Genomic DNA, 19,464 nt, shown 5'->3' on the forward strand with positions numbered 1-19,464 from the left:
CGGCTCGGACTCTCGTCGTACGGTGTTCAGCCCGCGGCGCGCAGGGCGTCGGCCAGGATCGACGCGCCCTCCTCCGCCTCGGCGACGGTCAGGGTCAGGGGCGGGGCGATCCGCAGCACGCTGGTGTTGTGGCCGCCGCCCTTGCCGATGAGCAGGCCGCCCGCGCGCGCCGCCTCCAGGACGGCCGCGGCCGCCTCCGGGTCCGCCTCGTCGGTGCCGGGCTTCACCAGCTCGATACCGATCATCAGACCCCGGCCGCGCACCTCGCGTACGGCGTCGGAGGCGGCGGCGACCGACCGCAGCCGCTCGATGAGCAGACCGCCCACGCGCCGGGCGTTGCCCTGGAGGTCGTGCTCCAGGTGGTACGCGAGGTTGGCGAGACCGGCCGCCATGGTGACGGGTGAACCGCCGAACGTGGAGATGGAGTTGGCGTCCAGGCAGTTCATCACCTCTGCCCGGGCGACGACTCCGCCGATGGACATGCCGTTGCCGATGCCCTTGGCGAAGGTGAGGATGTCCGGCGGCCCGTTCTCGGCGTGCGCCTGCCACCCCCAGAAGTGTTCGCCGGTGCGGCCCCAGCCGGTCTGCACCTCGTCGGAGATCCACAACACCCCGTGCCGGTCCAGGACTTCGCGGAACGCGGCGAACAGCCCGTCGGGCGGTGAGGTGAAGCCCCCGACGCCCTGGATCGGTTCCGCGATGAGGGCCGCGGCCTCCCGGGTGTGGCCGAGGAGGTCCTCCAGATCGGCGACGCACGCCCGGATGAACTGCGCGTCGCTCAACTCGGCGTACGGGCCCCGGGTGCGGACGCCCCCGTGGACGTACAGCGTCTGCAAGGGGGACAGACTCGTGGGCGACCAGGCGTGGTTGCCGGTGATGGAGACGGCCGAGAACGAGCGGCCGTGGTAGCTGTTGCGCATCGCCAGGATCTGGTTGGAGCGGCGGTACGCGGTGGCGAGCAGGAGGGCCGTGTCGTTGGCCTCGGTCCCCGACGTGGTGAAGAAGACCCGGGCGTCGGGGATGCCGGAGAGGTGGGCGATGCGCTCGGCCAGCTCCACCATCGGGCGGTTGAGGTAGAGGGTGGAGGAGTGGATGATCCGCCCGGCCTGTTCGGCGACCGCCTTGGTGACCTCGGGCAGGGCGTGGGCGGTCATGGTGGTGAGGATGCCGCCGAAGAAGTCCAGGTAGCGGTTGCCGTCGGCGTCCCAGACGTACCGGCCCTCGCCGTGGGTGAGTTCGATGGGGTGGCGGTAGTAGAGGGCCAGCCACTCGGGGCTGACGGCGAGGTGGCGTTCGTACAGTCCGCTCACGGCTCCACCAGCCCGTCGTAGGCGTCGGGCCGTCGGTCACGGTAGAAGGCCCACTGCCGGCGGACCTCCTCGATCAGACCGAAGTCCAGGTCCCGGACGAGGAGTTCCTCCTCTTTGTCGCTGGCGACGTCCCCGACGAACTGACCGCGCGGGTCGACGAAGTAGCTGGTGCCGTAGAAGTCGTTGTCGCCGTACTCCTCCTGGCCGACGCGGTTGATCGCGGCGACGAAGTACTCGTTGGCGACGGCGGACGCGGGCTGTTCCAGCTGCCAGAGGTAGGCGGAGAGACCGCGCGAGGTGGCGGACGGGTTGTAGACCAACTGGGCTCCGTTGAGTCCGAGTTGACGCCACCCCTCGGGGAAGTGCCGGTCGTAGCAGATGTAGACGCCGACCTTGCCGACGGCCGTGTCGAAGACCGGCCAGCCGGCGTTCCCGGGCTTGAAGTAGTACTTCTCCCAGAACCCCTTCACCTGCGGGATGTGGTGCTTGCGGTACTTGCCGAGGTAGGAGCCGTCGGCGTCGATCACGGCGGCGGTGTTGTAGTAGAAGCCGGACTGCTCGACCTCGAAGACCGGGACCACGATGACCATGCCGGTCTCCCGGGCGAGGTCCTGCATCCGGCGGACGGTCGGCCCGTCCGGGACCGGCTCGGCCCAGCGGTAGTGCTCGGGCTCCTGGACCTGGCAGAAGTAGGGGGCGTTGAACACCTCCTGGAACCCGATGACCTTCGCCCCCTGCCGGGCGGCCTCGCGCGCATGCTCCTCATGCTTGGCGATCATGGATTCGGTGTCGCCGGTCCAGGTCGCCTGGACGAGTGCGGCGCGTACGACGTGGGACATGAGCTGCTCCTTCGACGCGGCGTCAGAGAGCCTCTACGCGATTTCTACGCACGTAGATCGGTGCATGGATGGAGAACGTAAGCCCCTCCGTGCGGCGGGGCAAGACCATCGCCGTGAACCGGCTGAGTCGATCATGTTTCGCACCCGAGCGGTCCACAACGGCCACGGTACGCATCATTCCCCGCACCCGGTGGTGTCTCCGGCCGATCGGGGTGGTAGTTGCCCTGAAGTGCGCTCCAGCTCGTAGCCTCCGGGGCGTCAGGGCACCGCGGGCGTCACCAGGGGCGGGACCGTCGCCGCGGGGCGGCGGCCGAGCGAAAGGACCTTCATGCGGTACACACTCTTCGGCAGGACCGGGCTGCGCGTCAGCGAGCTGGCGCTGGGCGCCATGACCCTGGGCCGCCACGAATCCGGCCACACGGCCGTACGGGAGACCTCCGGGCGGATTCTCGACGCCTACCTGGAGGCGGGCGGGAACTTCGTGGACACGGCCGACGTCTACGCGGCCGGCGCCTCCGAGACCGTGCTCGGGGAGCTGCTGGACGAGGACCGCCGGGACACGCTCGTCCTGGCCAGCAAGTACACCTGCGCCACCCGGCCCGGCGACGTCAACTCCGGCGGCAACCACCGCAAGAACCTGGTGCAGTCCGTGGAGGCCAGCCTCCGGCGGCTGCGCACCGACCGGCTGGACGTCCTCTGGGTGCACGCCCGGGACCACTTCACCCCGGTGGAGGAGGTCATGCGCGCGCTCGACGACCTGGTCCGGAGCGGCAAGGTGCTGTACGTGGGCGTGTCGGACTGGGCCGCCTGGGAGATCGCCCAGGCCAGTACGGTGGCCGAGCTGCGCGGCTGGACCCCCTTCACCGGTTCGCAACTCCGCTACAGCCTGCTGGAGCGGACCCCGGAGCGCGAACTGCTCCCGCAGGCCCGCGCCTTCGACCAGGCCGTCTTCGCGTGGAGCCCGCTCGCCCGGGGCCGCCTCACGGGCCGCCGGGAGGAGACCGCGCCGGACGCCTGGGACGACGAGGCGGAGCGGCGCGCCCGGGAGACCGTGCGGGCCGTCGTCGAGATCGCCCGGGAGGGTGGCTGGAGCCCGGCGGCCGTGGCCCTCGCCTGGCTGCGCGGCCGCCCGGGGAACATCGTCCCGATCCTCGGCCCGTCCAGGCCGGACCACCTCACCGAGGCCCTCGGCTGCCTGGAGGTGCGGCTGGACGTGGACGCCATGGGCCGGCTCGACACGGTGAGCCGGGTGCCGCTGGGCTTCCCGCACGACTTCCTGCGCGAGGACGAGGTACGCAAGACGGTGTACGGGGACCGCTGGACGGCCATCGAGGACCGGCGCTCGGCCCATCGCCGTACGGTCTTCGGGGCGATCTGAGGCTCTCGGGGGCGCTCCGAGGTTCTCCGCACCGCCGCGCCGGTGAGGCGGGCGGGGCCGTCGGCCGTGAGCCGGATGGGGGCTGCGGTCTCCCGAGGGCTGCTGCCCGGGGGCGCTCGTCCCCCTGCCCGCCTCACACCCCCGGCACGCCCGCCACCCGCAGTGCGTGGACCAGGTCCCACTCCCGCTCCACCGACACCTCGCGGGCCGCCGCCAGCAGCTGCGGCAGGATGCGGTGGCCCCCGTCGCCGCCCGCGATCCCGGCCGCCTCCTGGGGCGTACGTACGCGGACGAAGGCGCCGAGCAGCGCCCGTGCCTCGGCCCCGTGGCCCGCCCCGTCCAGGGCCAGTACCGCTTCGGCCACCTCGGCGGCGGGTCTCGCCACGCCCTGCCGGAGCAGCAGCCCGCAGTCGTCGTCCCGGCCCGCCGAGGCCAGCGCGCCCGCCGCCGCGGCGAACCCGGCGGGCGGCAGCGAGGACGCCTCCCAGAGCAGGGTCGTCCAGTCGGCGGCGAGCCCGGCCCGGTGCAGGGCGACCGCCAGCACCGGCAGCCGGGGCGCGGGCCAGGCCGCCACCTCGCAGAGCACGACATGGGCCTCGCCGCTGCGCCCCGCCGTACGGAGGCGGACCAGCCGTTCGACGGCGGCGACCACGGCCGCACCCGCCGCCGGGTCCGGCTCCGGCGCGGCGACGCGGACGCGTGCTTCCGGCTCCCCCGCCGCGCCGCCGCCGAACCGGGCGCCGCGCGGGGCGGAGCCGCCCTCCGCCGGGGGCGCGGGCAGCACGGGAACGGGCGAGGGCGCGTACGCGGTCCCCTCCCCCTCGTCGTCCACATCGAGCCCGGCGAACCGTGCGCCCCGCGGCTTCTTGCGCCTGGGCGCGGGGGCGGGGGCGGGTCCGGGACCGGCGGCGGAACCGGTCCCGGACCCGGACCTGCGGGACGACCGGGAGCGCGCCGAGGGTTCAGTGGCCGGTTCATGTTCGGGGGCCGGTTCACCTCCCCGTACGGATTCCGGTACGGGCTCCGCCATCGGTACGGGCTCCGGTGCCGCCCCCGGAACGGGCTCCGGCGCCTCCCCGCCCCAACTCGCCCGGCCGCGCCCCGTCCAGGCCTCGGCCCCCTCCCCCGTCCTCGACCGGGGAACCGTGACCGCCGCCAGCCGCCCCCGCAGCTCCGCGCATCGGGCCGCCGCGCGCCGGTGGTCGTCCTGCGCCCAGGCCAGCGCCTCCGCCGCGGCCGGGTCCACGCCCACCGGTCCGGCCGCCCCGGCCGCCCCGGCCGCCCCCGTCGGCCCGGCGGCTCCCGCCGCCCCCGCCGTACGCAGCCGCTCCGCCGCCCGGCCCTGCTCGCGGATCATCAACTCCAGCCGGTGGACCAGCTCCTGGCGTCCGCCGAGCCGCCGGTCATGGGCCGCGGCGGAGGCGGAGTAGAGCGCGGCGGTCCGCACCGAGACCCGCTCGGCCACGTGCGTACCGTGCAGTGCGGCCAGGTCCGCGAGCAGTGACTCCACGACGTCCCAGGGCGGTATCTCCACCCCGTCGAGGCAGGACCGCATCCCTTGCGGGTCGCGCCGGGTGAAGACCCCGTACCACCCGCTTCCGGGGTCGAGCCGTGCCGTCAGTTCTCGTAGATACTGCGCGAACGTGCCTACATCCACCGCTTGTTGACGCACCGTCATCGCCGCTCTCGCCGACTGTGGACTTCGACTGGAGCCTTCCAGTCCGCAGGCATTCGACCGCAGGTGTGTTACGGGGCGGCTACGCGCGGCTTTCGTCCGCGCTGCGGCGGGCGCACGGCACCGGCGCCGTGCGCCCCCCTCCGCACGCGAGGGCGGCCGGGGACGGAGCCGGGCTCAGAAGGTGACGGCGATCCCGGTGTGCGGGCGCTTGCCGAGGCGGGCGACGGTGGCGGGCCAGTCGACGAGCCAGAACTTCCAGGTGTACTTGCGGGCGAGCAGCTTGCGTACCGCGCGCGTCTCCGCAGCGTCGAGGAGGCGCGCGGTGCCCACGGCGCTCGGGGCGCCCTCCGCGATCCGGCCGCGCACATCGCAGACGGTGACGGTGACGGCGGTGTTGTTCCGGAGCCGTTTGACCTTCCACGAGTCGGAGCGGGTCCAGACGTACAGCACCTCGCCGTCGACAGCGGCCCAGACGGGCGTGGCGACGGGCGTGCCGTCCTTCCGGTACGTGGTCAGGCTGACGTATTCGCTGCGCTCGAAGTCCTGGAGAGTCACGGACGCGACCCTACGCACCGCACGGCCGTTACGCGATCAGGGGGACGACGGCGGGTTCGACCGGTCCGGCGGATCGGGCCGAACCGACGGATCCGGCGGACCGGGCAGGCCCGGAGGCCGCCGTGCCCTCCGGTCCGCAGCGGCCGAGCAGCTCGTCCAGGGAGAGGCCGAGGGCCCCGGCCAGCGCGGCGACCGTGAAGAAGGCGGGGGTGGGGGCGCGGCCGGTCTCGATCTTGCGGAGGGTCTCGGCGGAGATTCCCGCGCTCGCCGCGACGGCGACCATGCTGCGCTCCCCGCGCGCCTCACGCAGGAGGCGCCCGAGACGTTCGCCGCGGAGGCGCTCTTCGGGGGTGAGAGGGGTGCGGACCATGGCCCCACTCTACTACGCCCCACCATTCTTATACCGTCATTACTATACCGCTTCGACCGGTATAGTAATGGGCATGGTGCACATCAAGACCGACACATCCATCGAGGCCATGCGCGACTCCGGCCGGGTCGTCGCCCAGATCCTGACCCGCGCCCGGGAGGTCGCGGCGGTCGGCGTGACCCCCCGCGAGCTGGACGAGGCGGCCCGCGAGGTGCTGCGCGAGGCGGGGGCCGCCTCCCCCTTCCTCGACTACAAGCCGCACTTCGCGCCCACCCCCTTCCCCGCCGTCATCTGCGTCTCCGTCAACGACGCCGTCGTCCACGGCATCCCCTCCGCCGAACCCCTGCGCGACGGCGACCTGGTCAGCGTGGACGCGGGCGCCCTGCTCGACGGCTGGGCGGGCGACGCGGCGGTCAGCTTCACCGTGGGCGAGCCCCGCCCCGCCGACACCCGGCTGATCGCCACGGCGGAGGCCGCCCTGGCGGCGGGCATCGGCGCGGCCGTCGTCGGCAACCGGATCGGGGACATCGCCCACGCCATCGGCAAGGTCTGCCGGGCGGCGGGCTACGGCATCCTCGACGGCCACGGCGGCCACGGCATCGGCCGTTCGATGCACGAGGACCCGTCCGTGCCGAACGAGGGCCGCCCGGGACGCGGTATGCCGCTGCGCCACGGGATGGTCCTCGCCATCGAGCCGATGCTGCTCGCGGGCGGCCTGGACGAGTTCCGCCACGACCCGGACGGCTGGACCCTGCGGACGACCGACGGCAGCCGGGCCGCGCACGCCGAGCACACGGTGGCCATCACGGACGACGGCCCCCGCGTGCTCACCGCACTCTGATCCGCGCTCAGGTCGCTCGGAACCCCCGGATCCCGCAGAGGCCCCGGGGTTCGCAGAGGCCCCGGGCCGCTCAGCGCCCGACGAACGCCCTCGCCAGCTCCTCGCCCCTGCTCTCCGCCGTGGCGCGGCTCTCGATCGGGGAGATCCGGGAGTCCTTGAACGCGATGTACGTGACGCCGGACGCGGCCCCGCCCGTCGTCGGGTGGGGGTCGATGGACAGCTCCTCGGCCAGGGCATACGAGCCCTCCCCGATGATCCCGGCGGGCCCGGTGTCACCGATGACGGCGTACCGCACCCTGCCCTCGTAGATCACGGCGACGACGCTGCCGCCGGTCAGCCCGGACTTCCGGTAGTCCCAGGTACGGCTCGGCGCCGGTACCACCACGAACGGCAGCGCGGCCGAGTCCAGGGGTTTGCCGCGCGAGCTGGTGAAGGCGGTCTGCGGCTGGAAGTAGGGGTCGGTCTTCTTGTTGCAGACCTTCGTCCGCCGCCCGTCGCAGTCGATGTCCATGTCCGCCTTCCAGAAGACGGCATCGCTGGTGGCGCAGACGGGAACGGTGGCCTTGGCGATGTTGGCGTCCGTACGGTACTTGCCCTGGGAGATCTGCCGGCAGGAGCGGACCTCCGCGAGCAGCTCCTCGGCGGTCACGGGGGCGTCGTCGGCCGGAACATCGGCCCGGGCGTCCGCCGTGGCATCGGTTCGGGCGTCCGCCGTGACCTCGGCCGGGGCATCCACCGTCGCGTCGGCCGGGACGCCCGGAGCCGGGTCCGCGAGGCCGTCGCCCGCCCACGCGTCCGGCAGGAGGCCGGCGCGCTCCCCCGGCGAGGTGTCCGGTGCGGGCCTGTGGGGCGTGGCGGTGGCGGGCAGTGCCGCGGGCCCGAGCAGGGCGGCGCCGCACACGGCGGAGGAGACGGCGGTCAGAGCGAACGTTCGGGTGCGCATCGTGGGGACGGCCCTTCCAGTCGACCGGAGAGACCCGTCCGGGCCCCTCCTCTGCCGGCACGGGTTCGCCGGCGCTCCCTCCCCCGGCGGCCGGGCGGGCCGTACGCGGCGTCTCCGCGTACGGCCCGCCCGGCCGCCCCTTCTGCGAAACCTTCGAGAACTCCGAGAACTCCGAGAACATCAGGAACTCAGGGAACTCGGGGAAGCTGCCTCGTGGGACCGCCTCGCACGGCGGCCCCACGAGGCCGGGTCAGCTCATGCCGCCCGGCTGGACCACCATGGCCGAGCCTCCGCCCCGCCGCACCTTTTCCGCCGCCGCGAGCCAGCGCCCGTCGGGCAGCCGCTGTACGGCGGTGGCGGCGCCGATCTCCGGGTTCTGCCGGAAGGCGTGACCGAGCGCTTCGAGCCGGCCGCGGACCGGGCTGTTCCAGAGCCCCGGCTCGATCTCGGTGGTGGCCGCGTTCCGCTGGCTGGCGCGCGGGGCGGCGAGCGCCTCGACGAGCGGCAGCCCGCGGTCGAGGTGGCCGGTCAGGGACTGGAGCACGGTCGTGATGATCGTGGCGCCGCCCGGCGAGCCGAGGGCGAGGACCGGCCTGCCGTCCTCGAGCACGATGGTCGGGGACATCGACGAGCGGGGGCGCTTGCCCGGGCCCGGCAGGTTGGGGTCGTGGACGGCCGGGTTGGCCGGGGCGAAGGAGAAGTCGGTCAGCTCGTTGTTGAGGAGGAAGCCGCGCCCGGGGACGGTGATGCCGCTGCCGCCGGTCTGCTCGATGGTGAGGGTGTAGGAGACGACGTTGCCCCACTTGTCGGCCGTCGTCAGGTGGGTGGTGCTCTCCCCCTCGTACGTCGTCGGCGCCGCCGTACCACCACCGCCGCAGCGGCCCGGGTTGCGCGGGTCGCCGGGCGCGACCGGGCTGGTCAGCACCGCGTCGTCCTTGATCAGGCAGGAGCGCGAGGCGGCGTACCGCTGGCTCAGCAGCTCCTTGGTGGGGACGTCCTCGAAGGCCGGGTCGCCCACCCAGCGTCCCCGGTCGGCGAAGGCGATGCGGCTCGCCTCGATGAGCCGGTGGAGGTATCGGGTCTCGCTCGCCCGGGAGAGGTCGGTGGGCTCCAGCATGTTGAGCGCCTGGCCCACGGTCGTGCCGCCGGACGAGGAGGGCGCCATGCCGTAGACGTCCAGGCCCCGGTAGCCGGCCTTGGTCGGGGGCTGCTGGAGGGTGCGATAGGCGGCGAGGTCGCCCCGGGTGAGGTCGCCGGGGCGGACGGTCCGGGTGGCCTTCGGGTCGACCGGCGGCTTGCGGACCGTACGGACGATGTCGTCGGCCAACTCGCCCCGGTACAGCTCGCCCACACCCTTGCGGCCGAGCTTCTCGTACGTACGGGCCAGGTCGGGGTTCTTGAACACCGAGCCGACGGCCGGGAGTTGGCCGCCGGGGAGGAACAGCTTCGCGGAGGCCGGGAAGTCGGCGAAGCGGGCCTGGTTGGCGGCCGTCTGCGAGCGGAAGGTCTCGTCCACCACGAAGCCGTCCCGCGCCAGGCGCTCGGCCGGTTTCAGCAGCGTCCGAAGGGACTTGGTGCCCCAGGCGTCGAGCGCCCGCTCCCAGGTGGCGGGGGTGCCCGGGGTGCCGACGGAGAGGCCGCTCGTGACGCCCTCCTCGAACGGGATGGGCTTGCCGTCCTCCAGGAAGAGGGAGGCGTCCGCGCTGCGGGGTGCGGTCTCGCGGCCGTCGATGGTCCGGACGGTGCGCTTCTCCGCGTCGTAGTGGACGAAGTAGCCCCCGCCGCCGATGCCCGCCGAGTACGGCTCGGTCACCCCGAGCGCGGCGGCGGTCGCCACGGCCGCGTCCACCGCGTTGCCGCCCTTGCGCAGCACCTCGATCCCGGCCGCCGAGGCGTCCCGGTCGACACTGGCCACCGCTCCCCCGTACCCCACAGCCACCGGGGACTTGGGCGGGACGGGAGCCCGGTGGGCGGGGGTCGCGGAGCCCGCGGGAGCGGCGGCCCCGAGCGAGGCGACCACGGCCAGGGCGGCCACTATCGATGTGTTCCGGCCGACGGAACGGCGCATACGAACCTCCAGTCAACGGATCTCCGCGCAGGCTAGCCCGCGGGCACCCGGATCGTCAGGACCGCCTCGAACGGTTACCCGAATGACCGATAACATGCCCGGCCGTGACGGACGACGTGCGCAGTTCGTCACGCGACCGGCTCCGGCTGCCCCATTCCCTGTCCACGGGGTGCACTTCATGGGGTCAGGGGTGACGCCCTGGGACACCGGAGCCGACCGGGAATGAGGCCTGGATCTCGGCAGTGCCGGTCAGCGCAGGCCGAGCGCCAGCCGGAGCGTGGTGAAGAGTTCGGTCTGGTCCCCACTACCGAGCACCCGGTGGGCGTGCGGGCCCTCGGCGGCGACACGCACCTGGACACCGCTGTGTTCCTGGCCCTCCTCCCCCGCGTGCGTCGCGTAGCTGACTTTCATCAAGGCGCCCTCGTCCGTGATCAGCGTCGCGGACAGCCCGGCGGGCCTGGCCGCGAGCGGCACGATCTGACTGCTGTGCCCGTGGTCGGCGGTGGTGATGACCAGGGTGTCGGGGTGCCGCACTGCGTACTCCCTGGCGGCCTTGACGGCGCGGTCGAAGGCAACCGTCTCACCGATCTGACCACAGGGGTCGGCGTCGTGGTTCTGCTTGTCGATGGAGGCTCCCTCGACCTGGAGGAAGAAGCCCTTGCCCTGCCCCTTCTGCCTCGCCCCGGCCTCCAGCAGTTCGATCGCCTTGCGGGTCTGCGCTTCGAGGCTCGGAATCCGCGGGCCGCGTCCGGGGTCGGCGGGAACGCAGCGCTGAGGCGCCGTACCGGCCGGCGCGGCGGGCTTGCCGGTCCACTCGACCGGCAGGGCCTCCGCCGCGAACAGGCCGAGCACCGGCCGCCCGGGGCGTACGGCGTCGAGGCCCTCGGCCTCCGTGATCACCTGGTAGCCGCGCTGTCGGGCGCGGTGCAGCACGGTGGCACCACGCTCGGGGCCTTCCGTGATGGTCTGTTCGAAGCGCTCCCTGCCGCCGCCGAGCAGGACGTCGACACGGCGGGCTACCGTCTGCTCCGCGATGGATCCGGGACCTCCCTCGCCCCGGGTGTCCGCCGGGCACAGCGCCATGTCGGCGGGGCCCTGACAACTGCGGTCCATGACATGTGCGGCCAGGGCGGCAGGCGTGGCGTCGGTGAGTGCGGCGGTCGTGACACTGCCGGTGGCGAACCCGCCGCGCTGGGCGAGCTCCAGGATCGTCGGGACGGCACGGTCGCTGCCCGGCGTCTTGGACAACCGGTCGTTGACCGTCTTGCGGCCGGTGGCCCAAGCGGTGGCGCTCGCCGCCGAGTCGGTGACGTAGGTGGGCTGCCCCTCCTTGTCGACGGAGTAGGTGGTGTACGTCCCCGTCATCGGGAACCGGTCCATGTGGAGCCTGCCGCCCGCGCCCACCGTGTAGTTGCGGGCGAGGGTGATCTCGGAGTCCCCCATTCCGTCACCGACGAGCAGGATCACGTTGCGCGCCGCGGGCGTATCGGCGGCGGCCGCCGATGGCGGAGCACCCGCGCCGGTTCCGGCCGCCGCGGCAGCAAGCCCGGCCATCGCCGCCGTGAGCAGCGCGGCCCCGAACACCCCCCGAGTCTAAGGGGCGCTCCCGCGTACCGCGTATTTCTTCACACTAAACCTCCATTGACGAAATAATAGCGATGAGCTATATCCACCCTTGCCGTTTCCTGAATTGGAGCGAGAAAAGAACCGCGAATGAGCCACCTCCTTGCACGCAATGTCAAGCACCCATCTCGGCCACCCTCAAATCTGACCCGAAGTGTCTCGTATAGCAGCCTGGAAACACCCCGGGAAGTAACGCCCGACGGGCCGGTAAACGGCCTCTCCGGAAGCGGGCAGGACACCGCGTCCGTGCCCGCCAGCCAGAACTGCCGTACGCGCAGCCCGTCCGCCGACACCGGCGTGGCCAGCTGTGCGACCAGCCGACGCCCGCCGGACGGGGAGGAGACACAGATGGACGCGCACATCGGAAGGGTGATCCGGTAGTCCAGCCGGTGGCTGAACTCCTCGGCGAGTTCCTCGGGAAGCCCTTCGGAGCCCAGCCGGGAGGACCAGCCGAGACGCCAGCCGTCCCGCGCGATGCGGTAGGACTCCACCACCTTGTCCACCTCCCCCATCGTGTCCGCGTGCACGAAGGGGAAGTGGGCCTTGTCCCGGAAGTTCTCGGTCAGTTGCCGCATACCGCAGCTCAAGGTGTACGGCTCACCCGCGCCGAGCTGCCAGGTCTCGTCGACGTACTCGGGCAGCCGCGGCAGCGGAAGGAAGGGGTCGTCGAGGCAGCTCCACACCAAGCCGTAGGCGATCTCGGCGGGATAGGTGCGCAGCACGGCGTGCGGCCTGCTCCTGCCCGGCGGCAACGAGAGAACGCTCGTGCACCGCCCGCTCCCCGCTTCGAAGAGCCAGCCGTGGTAAGGGCATTCCAGAGCGCCTTCATGCAGCCGTCCCAGTCGCAGTACCACACCGCGGTGCGGGCAGAAGCCCTCCGCGACCGTGACGGAGCCCCCGTCTCCGTACACCACGAGTTCTTCACCGAGAATGCTGCCGCTCGCGACGCCGTTCGCGAGGTCGGCGACCCGGGCGACCGGGAACCACATGTGCCGCAGCATTTCGTACTCGACCGGATCCATCGTCATACCCCTGCTTCAGATGATTCAGCACGTCAACGCTCATCGATAGAGAGCTTGCGAAGGCCTGAGAAGTGGAGATTTCATCCGCCATGGGAATCATTGAGACGCATCGCCACCTGCTGAACCGCCTCCTCCCCGACGACAAGGAAAGCGAACTCAGCCTCCTCCAGGGGCAGTTCCATCACGTGGTGATCGGCTCGGAGCAGGTGGTCTGCTTCGCCCGTACCGAGGCCGCCTCGGAACGGCTGCCCGCGCGGGCAGCCGTACTGCGCGCCCTCGCCGGACTCGACCTCGGCTTCCTCACCCCGCGCCCGCTCGCCGAGGGCGGCGCTCCGGGTACGGACGAACCGCCCTACCTGGTGCTGAGCCGGATCCCCGGGGCTCCGTTGGAGGGCGAGGCGCTCGACAGCCCCGAGGTTGCCGAAGCGGCCGCGGCCCAGTTCGCCGCGCTCCTGTCCGGGCTCGCCGCCGCGGGCGGGGACGAGGGGGTGCGGGCCGCGCTCCCCCGGGCCCCCGAGACCCAGTGGCAGGAGTTCGCGGCGGGTGTGCGCGCCGAGTTGTTCCCGCTGATGTCCGACAGTGGCCGCAAGCGCGCCGAGGGCGAGCTGGCCGCGCTCGACGGCCTCCCTCCTCTCGCCTCCGCGGTGGTCCACGGGGATCTCGGCGGTGAGAACGTCCTGTGGGAGACCTCTGACGGTGTACCGCGGCTGAGCGGCGTCATCGACTGGGACGACGTCACGATCGGCGACCCGGCCGAGGACCTGGCCGCCGTCGGGGCCAGCTACGGCGACACGCTGCTGAAGCGGGTGCTCACGCTCGGCGGCTGGGACGACGAGGCAACAGCCGGGCGGATCACCGCGATCCGCGGCACCTTCGCCCTCCAGCAGGCCCTCTACGCTCAGCGCGACGGTGATGAGGAGGAGTTGGCCGACGGCCTCACCGGCTATCGGTAGGCCCGGCGCACCGGGAGCCGGCGGGACTGGGCGCATTCCCGCCGCTCCTGGGCGGTGGCTTGCTTCTCCCACCAGCGCCACCCCTTCTCGGGCAGCGTGGACAGCGGGTCGTAGAAGGGGTAGCGGCGGGTCAGCGCCTCGGGGTCGTCGGACTCGACGCGGGTCCGGTAGTTCTTCGTCCAGTAGGAGATACCGCGCTCCCGGTCGTACTCGACGGCCTGGTGCACCCACCTCTTGCCGACGTACGGCACGTCGCAGACGATGCGCGGAGTCGCGTAGCCGGGCAGATAGCCCATGATGGCGTGCTGGAGTTCCTGTGCTTCGGTGAGCGAGGTCCTCCAGTGCTCGGCGCCGGGCACCATGTCACACATGTAGAAGTAGTACGGCAGGATGCCCGCCTCGTCCTGAAGGGCGAAGCAGAGGTCCAGCAGGGCGGCCGCGCTGTCGTTCACCCCCCGCATCAGCACGCCCTGATTGCGGACGTCACGAACCCCGGCGCCGAGCAGCGCCCGGGTGGCCTCGGCCACCGAAGGCGTCACCGACCGGGCGTGGTTGGCGTGGGTGTGGACGGCCAGGTGGACGCCCCGCTCCGCGGCGACCCCGGCGACCCTCTGGAGGCCGGCCACGACCTTCGGCTGGAGCCAGTGCTGGGGCAGTCCCACCAGGGCCTTGCTGGCCAGCCGGATGTCGCGGACGGAGTCGATCTCCAGCAGCCGCATGAGGAACGACTCCAGGCGCGGCCAGGGCACGTTGGCCACGTCTCCGCCGGAGACCACCACGTCACGGACGCCGGGGGTACGACGGAGGTGTCCGAGGATCGCCTCCTGCCGGTCCGCCGGGCGCAACCGCAGCCGCTGCTTGTCCACCCCCACGACATCGGCGAGGCGGTGGTCGGCCCGGCCCGCGACCTCGATGCCGATCACCCGCTCGGCGGGGTCCTCGGAGGTCACGGCGAGCGCGAACGCCGTCAGGGTGAGGACGAAGGGCGTGACGCCCAGGCCGGCTGCGCACAGACGCAGTTGCTGCGAGAGCTCGCCCCCAGCCGTACGGTCACACGCTCTCCCTCCCGTGCGGCACCGTCGGCGGCCGAGGGCCCGGTGCCGGGCGGGAGGCCGGCCAGTTCCTGCCGCCAGAAGTCGAGGTGCGGCCGATGGGCATCGGCGGCGACGCGTTCGTTCTCCCACCGCGCGAAGTCGGTGTAGGCGAGCTGTGGTGGAGCCGGGCGTGGGCCGCTCCCCCCGGCATGCAGACGGTAGAGGGCCTCCAGGTCCCGCCACAGGATGTCGAAGGACCAGCCGTCGACGATCAAGTGGTGTGCGGTGAACAGGAACACCCACTCCTCGTCGCCGGTCCGGGCCAGCGTGGTCTCGACCAAGGGACCCGAGAGATCGAAGACCCGGCGCCCCGCCTGCTCCAGAAGGCCACGTACCGCCGCTTCGCCGGCTCCCCGCAGATCGGACCGCAGGAGCCCCACCGAGGACCGGGGCTCCACCACCAGCTCGGGGTGCTCGGCTCCCTCCACCCGGCCTCGCAGGGAGTCGTGGCGGCTCAGCAGCTCGTCCAGCGCGGCTTCGAAGGCCGCCTCGTCCAGCGGACCGCGCAGCAGGAACGCCTCCGGGACGGTGCACGCGGCGGTGCCGGGCCACATCTGTTCCTCGAGCCAGATCCGGCGCTGCGCGGCGGACAGCGGCGCCCTGCCGGTGCCGCGTGGCCGCAGACCGTCGGCGTCAGGGGACCCGGCGTTCTCCGGCCCGGGCAGGGCGGCGGCCAGCTCTCGCAGCACCGGATGGCGCAGGAACAGCGTCAGGGGCGCTCTGACACCGAGTTCGGCACGGACCCGCGCGGCCAGGGTGGCCACCAGCAGCGAGTGTCCCCCCAGGCTGAAGAAGTTGTCCCCGGGGCCCACCTCGGCCACATCCAGCAGTTCTCGCCAGATGCCCGCGAGGGCCGGCTCCCGGTCTCCGTCGAGCGACGGCGCGCCTTCCCCTCCGTGTGCCGGCGGCCCGGCGGCCTCCGCGCCCGCTGTTGCGGGCAGCGCCGCACGGTCCAGCTTGCCATTGGGCGTCAGCGGCAGCGCGTCGAGCGTGACGACGGCGGTGGGAACCATATAGGCCGGCAGCCGCTCGGCCAGCTTGGCCCGCAGCCGCGGGTCCGTACCGTACGGCGGTTCGGACCGCACCGCGTAGGCGACGAGGTGCGCGGCCTCCGGACTCTCCGCCCTGCGGACCAGAACCGCCGCGACGCTCACCCCCGGCTGCTCGCACAGCACGCTCTCGATCTCGCCGGGTTCGATGCGGTGCCCGCGCAACTGGACCTGGAAATCGGCGCGCCCCGCCTGCCCCGTGTTCGCGCAGGGCATGGGCGAGGCGCGAGGAGCGCTCGTCGAGCTCCGCGTAACTCATGCGGTTGCTCTCCCCCGTGGCGGTCCGCCAGGTGAGGGCGGTGCGCTCCGGTGTGAGGGCCACCTGGCGGGCGAACATGCCGGTCAGCGTGGGATCGGCCGGCAGATCCCGTACCGGCCCTTCCCCCGACTCCAGCAGGGCGTTCAGCGCGGCGTCGGTCAGCAGCGGCAGCCGGGCCACGGCGGTCCCGGGCGCGTGGGCGGCCGCGACGAGCAGGGTCTCCAACTGCTCCGCCCAGCAGTGGACGGTCGTGTCCTCGAAGATGTCCGTGCTGAATTCGATGCTCAGCGGCATGCCGTGTTCCGTCGGCGGGCGGAAGGTGAAGAGCGCGTCGCACTGTGCGGAGCCGTCGTCCGTCTCCAGCACGCGCGCGGCCAGGCCCGGCAGTTCGACGGCGTCGGGCACGTCGTCGTACAGCGCGATGACCTGGAAGGCGGGGGTGCGCCGTGGGTCGCGCCGTACTCCCAGCTTCTCGACGACCCGCGCGAAAGGCGCGGCGGAGTGGTCCATGGCGCCGAGCAGGCTGTTCTCCGCCCGCTCCACGACCGTGGCGAAGGGGGTGTCCGGGCCGACCGGCCAGCGCAGCGCCACCGAGTTCAGGCACAGGCCCACGAGGTCGTCCACCTCGGCGTCGAAGCGTCCGGCGACCGCGCTGCCGATGACCACGTCCTCGTGGCCGCCGGCCCGGTGGAGCAGGGCACTCAGCCCGGCGAGCAGGATGACGAACGGGGTGGTGCGGTGGGTGGCGGCGAGCCGGCGCACCGCGTCGGCCCCGCGCGGCCCGAACCCCAGCCGCAGAGTGGCCCCTCGGCCGGTGCGCTGAGGCGGCCGGGGGCGGTCCAGCGGCAGGGTCACCTCGTCGGGGATGCCGCGCAGCTCGGCGGTGAAGTACTCCAGGTGCCGGTCGGTGACGCCGTCGCGCTCGTTGCGCCGCTCGATGTCGACATAGCGCTGGTAGCTGACGGCAGGGTGTACCGGGCCGGGCTCTCCCGCCGTCCTGGCCCTGTAGTGCGCCGCGATGTCCTCCAGCAGCAGCTCGGCGGACCAGCCGTCCGCCACGATGTGGTGCAGGACGACGACGAGCAGGTGTTCTTCCGCTCCGAGCGGCACCAGCACCGGTCGGAAGAGCGGCCCTGCCGCGAGGTCGAGACCGGGTATCTGCTCACGGACCACGCGCCGCAGCACCTCGTCCGGGTCTCCGCCCGGCTCCGGCGCGGCGTGCCTCAGTCGCAGCCCCTCGGCCGGGGCCTGTGCGCGAGCCGGGACGCCGTCCCTCTCGGGGAAGCACGAGCGCAGCGAGTCGTGCCGCCGGACGACCGCGTCCACGGCCCGGTCCAGCGCCTCGGTGTCCAGGGCACCCCGCAGATGGAGGGCCAGGGTCACCGCGTACTCGGCGGGGGTCTCCGAGGACTGGGCCAACAGCCACATGCGGTGCTGGGCGGAGGACAGTTCGCTCGTCGCCGTACTCCCGGTGCCACCGTCGGCGTCGGCGCCGGCGGCCGCGAGGAGCGGGCGCAGCGCATCGGCGAGCTGGGCCGGGGACTGGTGCTCGAAGACCAGACGCACACCGATCTCGGAGTCCAGCGCCGCACGCAGTTTGGCCACGAGCCGGGTCGCGTGCAGGGAGTTGCCGCCCTTGCCGAAGAAGTTCTCGTCCGGGGCGATACGGGTACCGCCCAGCACATCGGCCATGGCGCCCAGGACGGTGCGCAGGAGGGGATCGGTGGGCGCGGCTGCCGTTGTCTCCTCGGGTTCACCGTGCCGACGAGCGCGTTCGGTCAGTGCGGCCCGGTCGAGCTTGCCGTTGGGAGAGAGCGGCAACGTGTCCAGTACGACGAGCCGGGCCGGGACGAGACCTGCGGGAAGCCGCTGCCCCAGAAACGTACGGAGTTCCTCGGGGCCGACCGCGGCGCCGGTGAAGAATCCGGTCAGGGCCGCCTGCTCGCCGCTGCCCGAGGCGATGACGGCGGCCGTGGTGACGTGCGGATGGGCGGTCATGGCCGCCTCGATCTCGGCAGGTTCGATCCGGCGGCCGTGCAGCTTCACCTGGTGATCGATGCGCCCCAGCAGCCGCAGTTCGCCGTCGTCCTCCCAGCGGCCCAGGTCACCGGTGCGGTAGAGCCTGCTTCCCGGCGGCCCGTACGGGTCGGGCAGGAACCGCTGCGCGGTCAGAGCCGCCCGCCCGTGGTACCCACGCGTCACGCTGGCCCCGCCCAGGTAGATCTCACCCACCTCGCCGCCGGTCAGCCGGCGCATCTCCTCGTCCAGCACATGGCACGTCGCACGGGCCATCGGGCGCCCGACCAGCACCGGCGCGTCCGGCCGGTCGCGCGGAGCCGTCCACCAGGTGGAGTCGACGGAGACCTCGGTTGCTCCGTAGAGGTTCACCAGGTCGCACGCGAGACGCTCGCGCACATCGGCCACCAGGGCGGGATCCAGTGCCTCCCCGCTGACGAAGATGCGGCGGAGCCCGGCACAGCGCCGGGGGTCGGCCCCGTCCACGAACGTCCGCAGCAGGGAGGGCACCAGATGGAAGGAGGTGACGCCGTGTCCGGCGATGAGGGCGCTCAGATGGCGGGGGTCCGTGTGGCTGCCGGCGAGGGGGAGCACCGTGGCGCCTCCGGTGAGGAGCGGCAGGAAGATCTCGTACACGGACACGTCGAAGGAGAGCGAGGTCGCCTGGAGCATCCGGTCCTGCGGTCCCATCGGAAAGTGCTCCAGCATGCCCAGCAGGTAGCTGACGATCCCGCGGTGCTCGACCATCACGCCCTTGGGCAGGCCGGTCGAACCCGAGGTGTACACGATGTAGGCGAGGTGCTCGGGTCGTGCCGTGCCCCCGGCCGGTGTGAGCGGATGGTGTGCGAACCGCGCCCCGTCCCCGTCGACCGGGACGACCGCGACCCGGCTCTCCCCCGCCCGCATGCCGTCTGGCAACCGGTCCCGCAGGCGTTCGCGCAACAGGACGGCCCGTGCGCCGGAGTCGTCCAGCATGTGCTGGATACGCGCGGCCGGATAGGCCGGGTCGACCGGGACGAACGCCCCGCCGGCCTTGAGAACAGCGAGCAGGGCGACGACCAGTTCGAGATCTCGCTCCAGCATCACTCCGACGGGCGTCTCCGTCCGCACCCCGAGGGCACGCAACTCGTGCGCCAGCCGGGTGCTGCGCTCGTCCAGCTCGGCGAAGGTCAGCTCCCTGCCGTCATGGACGACGGCCGTCGCCCCCGGTGTCGCTGCGGCCTGCCTGCCGACAAGGTCGTGCAAGGTCGCTTCACGGCATGCACCGGCCCGTACCTCGGCAGCCGGTGCTTCCGGCGCAGGCGGATAGCGTAAGGCGTCCATACAGGGAGACTCCCGACAATCGACTCATCGTGCTGCGGCCGTTCCATGGTGGGGGCGCCCGGGAGTACTGATCAATTGTTCCTTCGTCGCAGCGCACGGTGGTACTTTCGGCGGTCCGCCGCGCCCTCCTTCGGCGGCGGGGC

14 protein-coding genes and 1 pseudogene are annotated in these 19,464 nt (G+C 72.7%); 3 read left to right on the forward strand and 12 right to left on the reverse strand.

Features of this window, described 5'->3' with window-relative positions:
* Positions 1-26 precede the first annotated feature (26 nt).
* Entirely contained in the window at positions 27-1,310 is a 1,284-nt protein-coding gene (locus DJ476_RS04330; protein WP_103421680.1) for an aspartate aminotransferase family protein, read from the reverse strand.
* Positions 1,307-2,149 (reverse strand): nitrilase-related carbon-nitrogen hydrolase, encoded by an 843-nt coding sequence (locus tag DJ476_RS04335; RefSeq protein WP_103421679.1) that lies wholly within the window; start codon positions 2,147-2,149, stop codon positions 1,307-1,309. The genes DJ476_RS04330 and DJ476_RS04335 overlap by 4 nt, the downstream gene beginning before the upstream one ends.
* 328 nt (positions 2,150-2,477) lie before the next feature.
* On the opposite strand from DJ476_RS04335, the gene DJ476_RS04340 reads away from it, so the two are divergent.
* Positions 2,478-3,527, forward strand: coding sequence for an aldo/keto reductase (locus DJ476_RS04340; protein WP_112489879.1), 1,050 nt, complete (start codon positions 2,478-2,480; stop codon positions 3,525-3,527).
* 133 nt (positions 3,528-3,660) lie between these two features.
* Here DJ476_RS04340 and DJ476_RS04345 read toward each other — a convergent pair whose 3' ends face one another.
* From DJ476_RS04345 to DJ476_RS04355, 3 genes are all read right to left on the reverse strand, one after another.
* Positions 3,661-5,205, reverse strand: coding sequence for a hypothetical protein (locus tag DJ476_RS04345; RefSeq protein WP_112489880.1), 1,545 nt, complete (start codon positions 5,203-5,205; stop codon positions 3,661-3,663).
* Between the two features lie 174 nt (positions 5,206-5,379).
* Positions 5,380-5,760 carry a PPOX class F420-dependent oxidoreductase gene (locus DJ476_RS04350; RefSeq protein WP_103417613.1) on the reverse strand — a complete coding sequence of 127 codons (381 nt, stop codon included), beginning with the start codon at positions 5,758-5,760 and terminating at the stop codon, positions 5,380-5,382.
* Between the two features lie 28 nt (positions 5,761-5,788).
* Positions 5,789-6,130 (reverse strand): helix-turn-helix domain-containing protein, encoded by a 342-nt coding sequence (locus tag DJ476_RS04355; RefSeq protein ID WP_103417612.1) that lies wholly within the window; start codon positions 6,128-6,130, stop codon positions 5,789-5,791.
* A 73-nt stretch (positions 6,131-6,203) separates the two neighbouring features.
* Here DJ476_RS04355 and map point away from each other — a divergent pair, with 73 nt between their 5' ends.
* Positions 6,204-6,971: a type I methionyl aminopeptidase gene (gene map / locus DJ476_RS04360; protein WP_103417630.1), complete on the forward strand. Its 768-nt coding sequence runs from the start codon at positions 6,204-6,206 to the stop codon at positions 6,969-6,971.
* Positions 6,972-7,041: 70 nt separating this feature from the next.
* Here map and DJ476_RS04365 read toward each other — a convergent pair whose 3' ends face one another.
* The 4 genes from DJ476_RS04365 to DJ476_RS04380 all read right to left on the reverse strand — a co-directional run bounded on the left by DJ476_RS04365 (position 7,042) and on the right by DJ476_RS04380 (position 12,627).
* On the reverse strand, positions 7,042-7,914 hold the full coding sequence (locus DJ476_RS04365) for a glycoside hydrolase family 75 protein (RefSeq protein WP_112489881.1): 873 nt from the start codon (positions 7,912-7,914) through the stop codon (positions 7,042-7,044).
* A gap of 250 nt (positions 7,915-8,164) precedes the next feature.
* The gene (gene ggt, locus DJ476_RS04370) at positions 8,165-9,982 is read right to left on the reverse strand and encodes a gamma-glutamyltransferase (protein ID WP_112489882.1); all 1,818 of its coding nucleotides are present in this window, start codon (positions 9,980-9,982) and stop codon (positions 8,165-8,167) included.
* 249 nt (positions 9,983-10,231) lie between these two features.
* Positions 10,232-11,536, reverse strand: a complete 1,305-nt coding sequence (locus DJ476_RS04375) for an alkaline phosphatase (protein WP_112492434.1) — start codon at positions 11,534-11,536, stop codon at positions 10,232-10,234.
* A gap of 71 nt (positions 11,537-11,607) precedes the next feature.
* Positions 11,608-12,627, reverse strand: a complete 1,020-nt coding sequence (locus DJ476_RS04380) for a Rieske 2Fe-2S domain-containing protein (RefSeq protein WP_162638615.1) — start codon at positions 12,625-12,627, stop codon at positions 11,608-11,610.
* An 89-nt stretch (positions 12,628-12,716) separates the two neighbouring features.
* Between DJ476_RS04380 and vph the strand changes: the two genes are divergently transcribed.
* A complete protein-coding gene (vph, locus tag DJ476_RS04385; RefSeq protein ID WP_112489884.1) occupies positions 12,717-13,580 on the forward strand; it encodes a viomycin phosphotransferase in 864 nt (287 codons plus the stop codon).
* Here vph and DJ476_RS04390 read toward each other — a convergent pair.
* The 3 genes and pseudogenes from DJ476_RS04390 to DJ476_RS35365 form a co-directional block, all read right to left on the reverse strand.
* Positions 13,571-14,530 (reverse strand): KamA family radical SAM protein, encoded by a 960-nt coding sequence (locus tag DJ476_RS04390; RefSeq protein WP_318294348.1) that lies wholly within the window; start codon positions 14,528-14,530, stop codon positions 13,571-13,573. The genes vph and DJ476_RS04390 overlap by 10 nt on opposite strands.
* 17 nt (positions 14,531-14,547) lie before the next feature.
* Positions 14,548-15,939 (reverse strand): condensation domain-containing protein, encoded by a 1,392-nt coding sequence (locus tag DJ476_RS04395; protein ID WP_112489885.1) that lies wholly within the window; start codon positions 15,937-15,939, stop codon positions 14,548-14,550.
* Positions 15,940-16,129: 190 nt separating this feature from the next.
* A pseudogene (locus DJ476_RS35365) lies at positions 16,130-19,321 on the reverse strand (amino acid adenylation domain-containing protein); the annotation flags it as partial.
* Positions 19,322-19,464: the final 143 nt, after the last annotated feature.

Source organism: Streptomyces bacillaris, assembly GCF_003268675.1.
GTDB classification, from domain to species: domain Bacteria; phylum Actinomycetota; class Actinomycetes; order Streptomycetales; family Streptomycetaceae; genus Streptomyces; species Streptomyces bacillaris.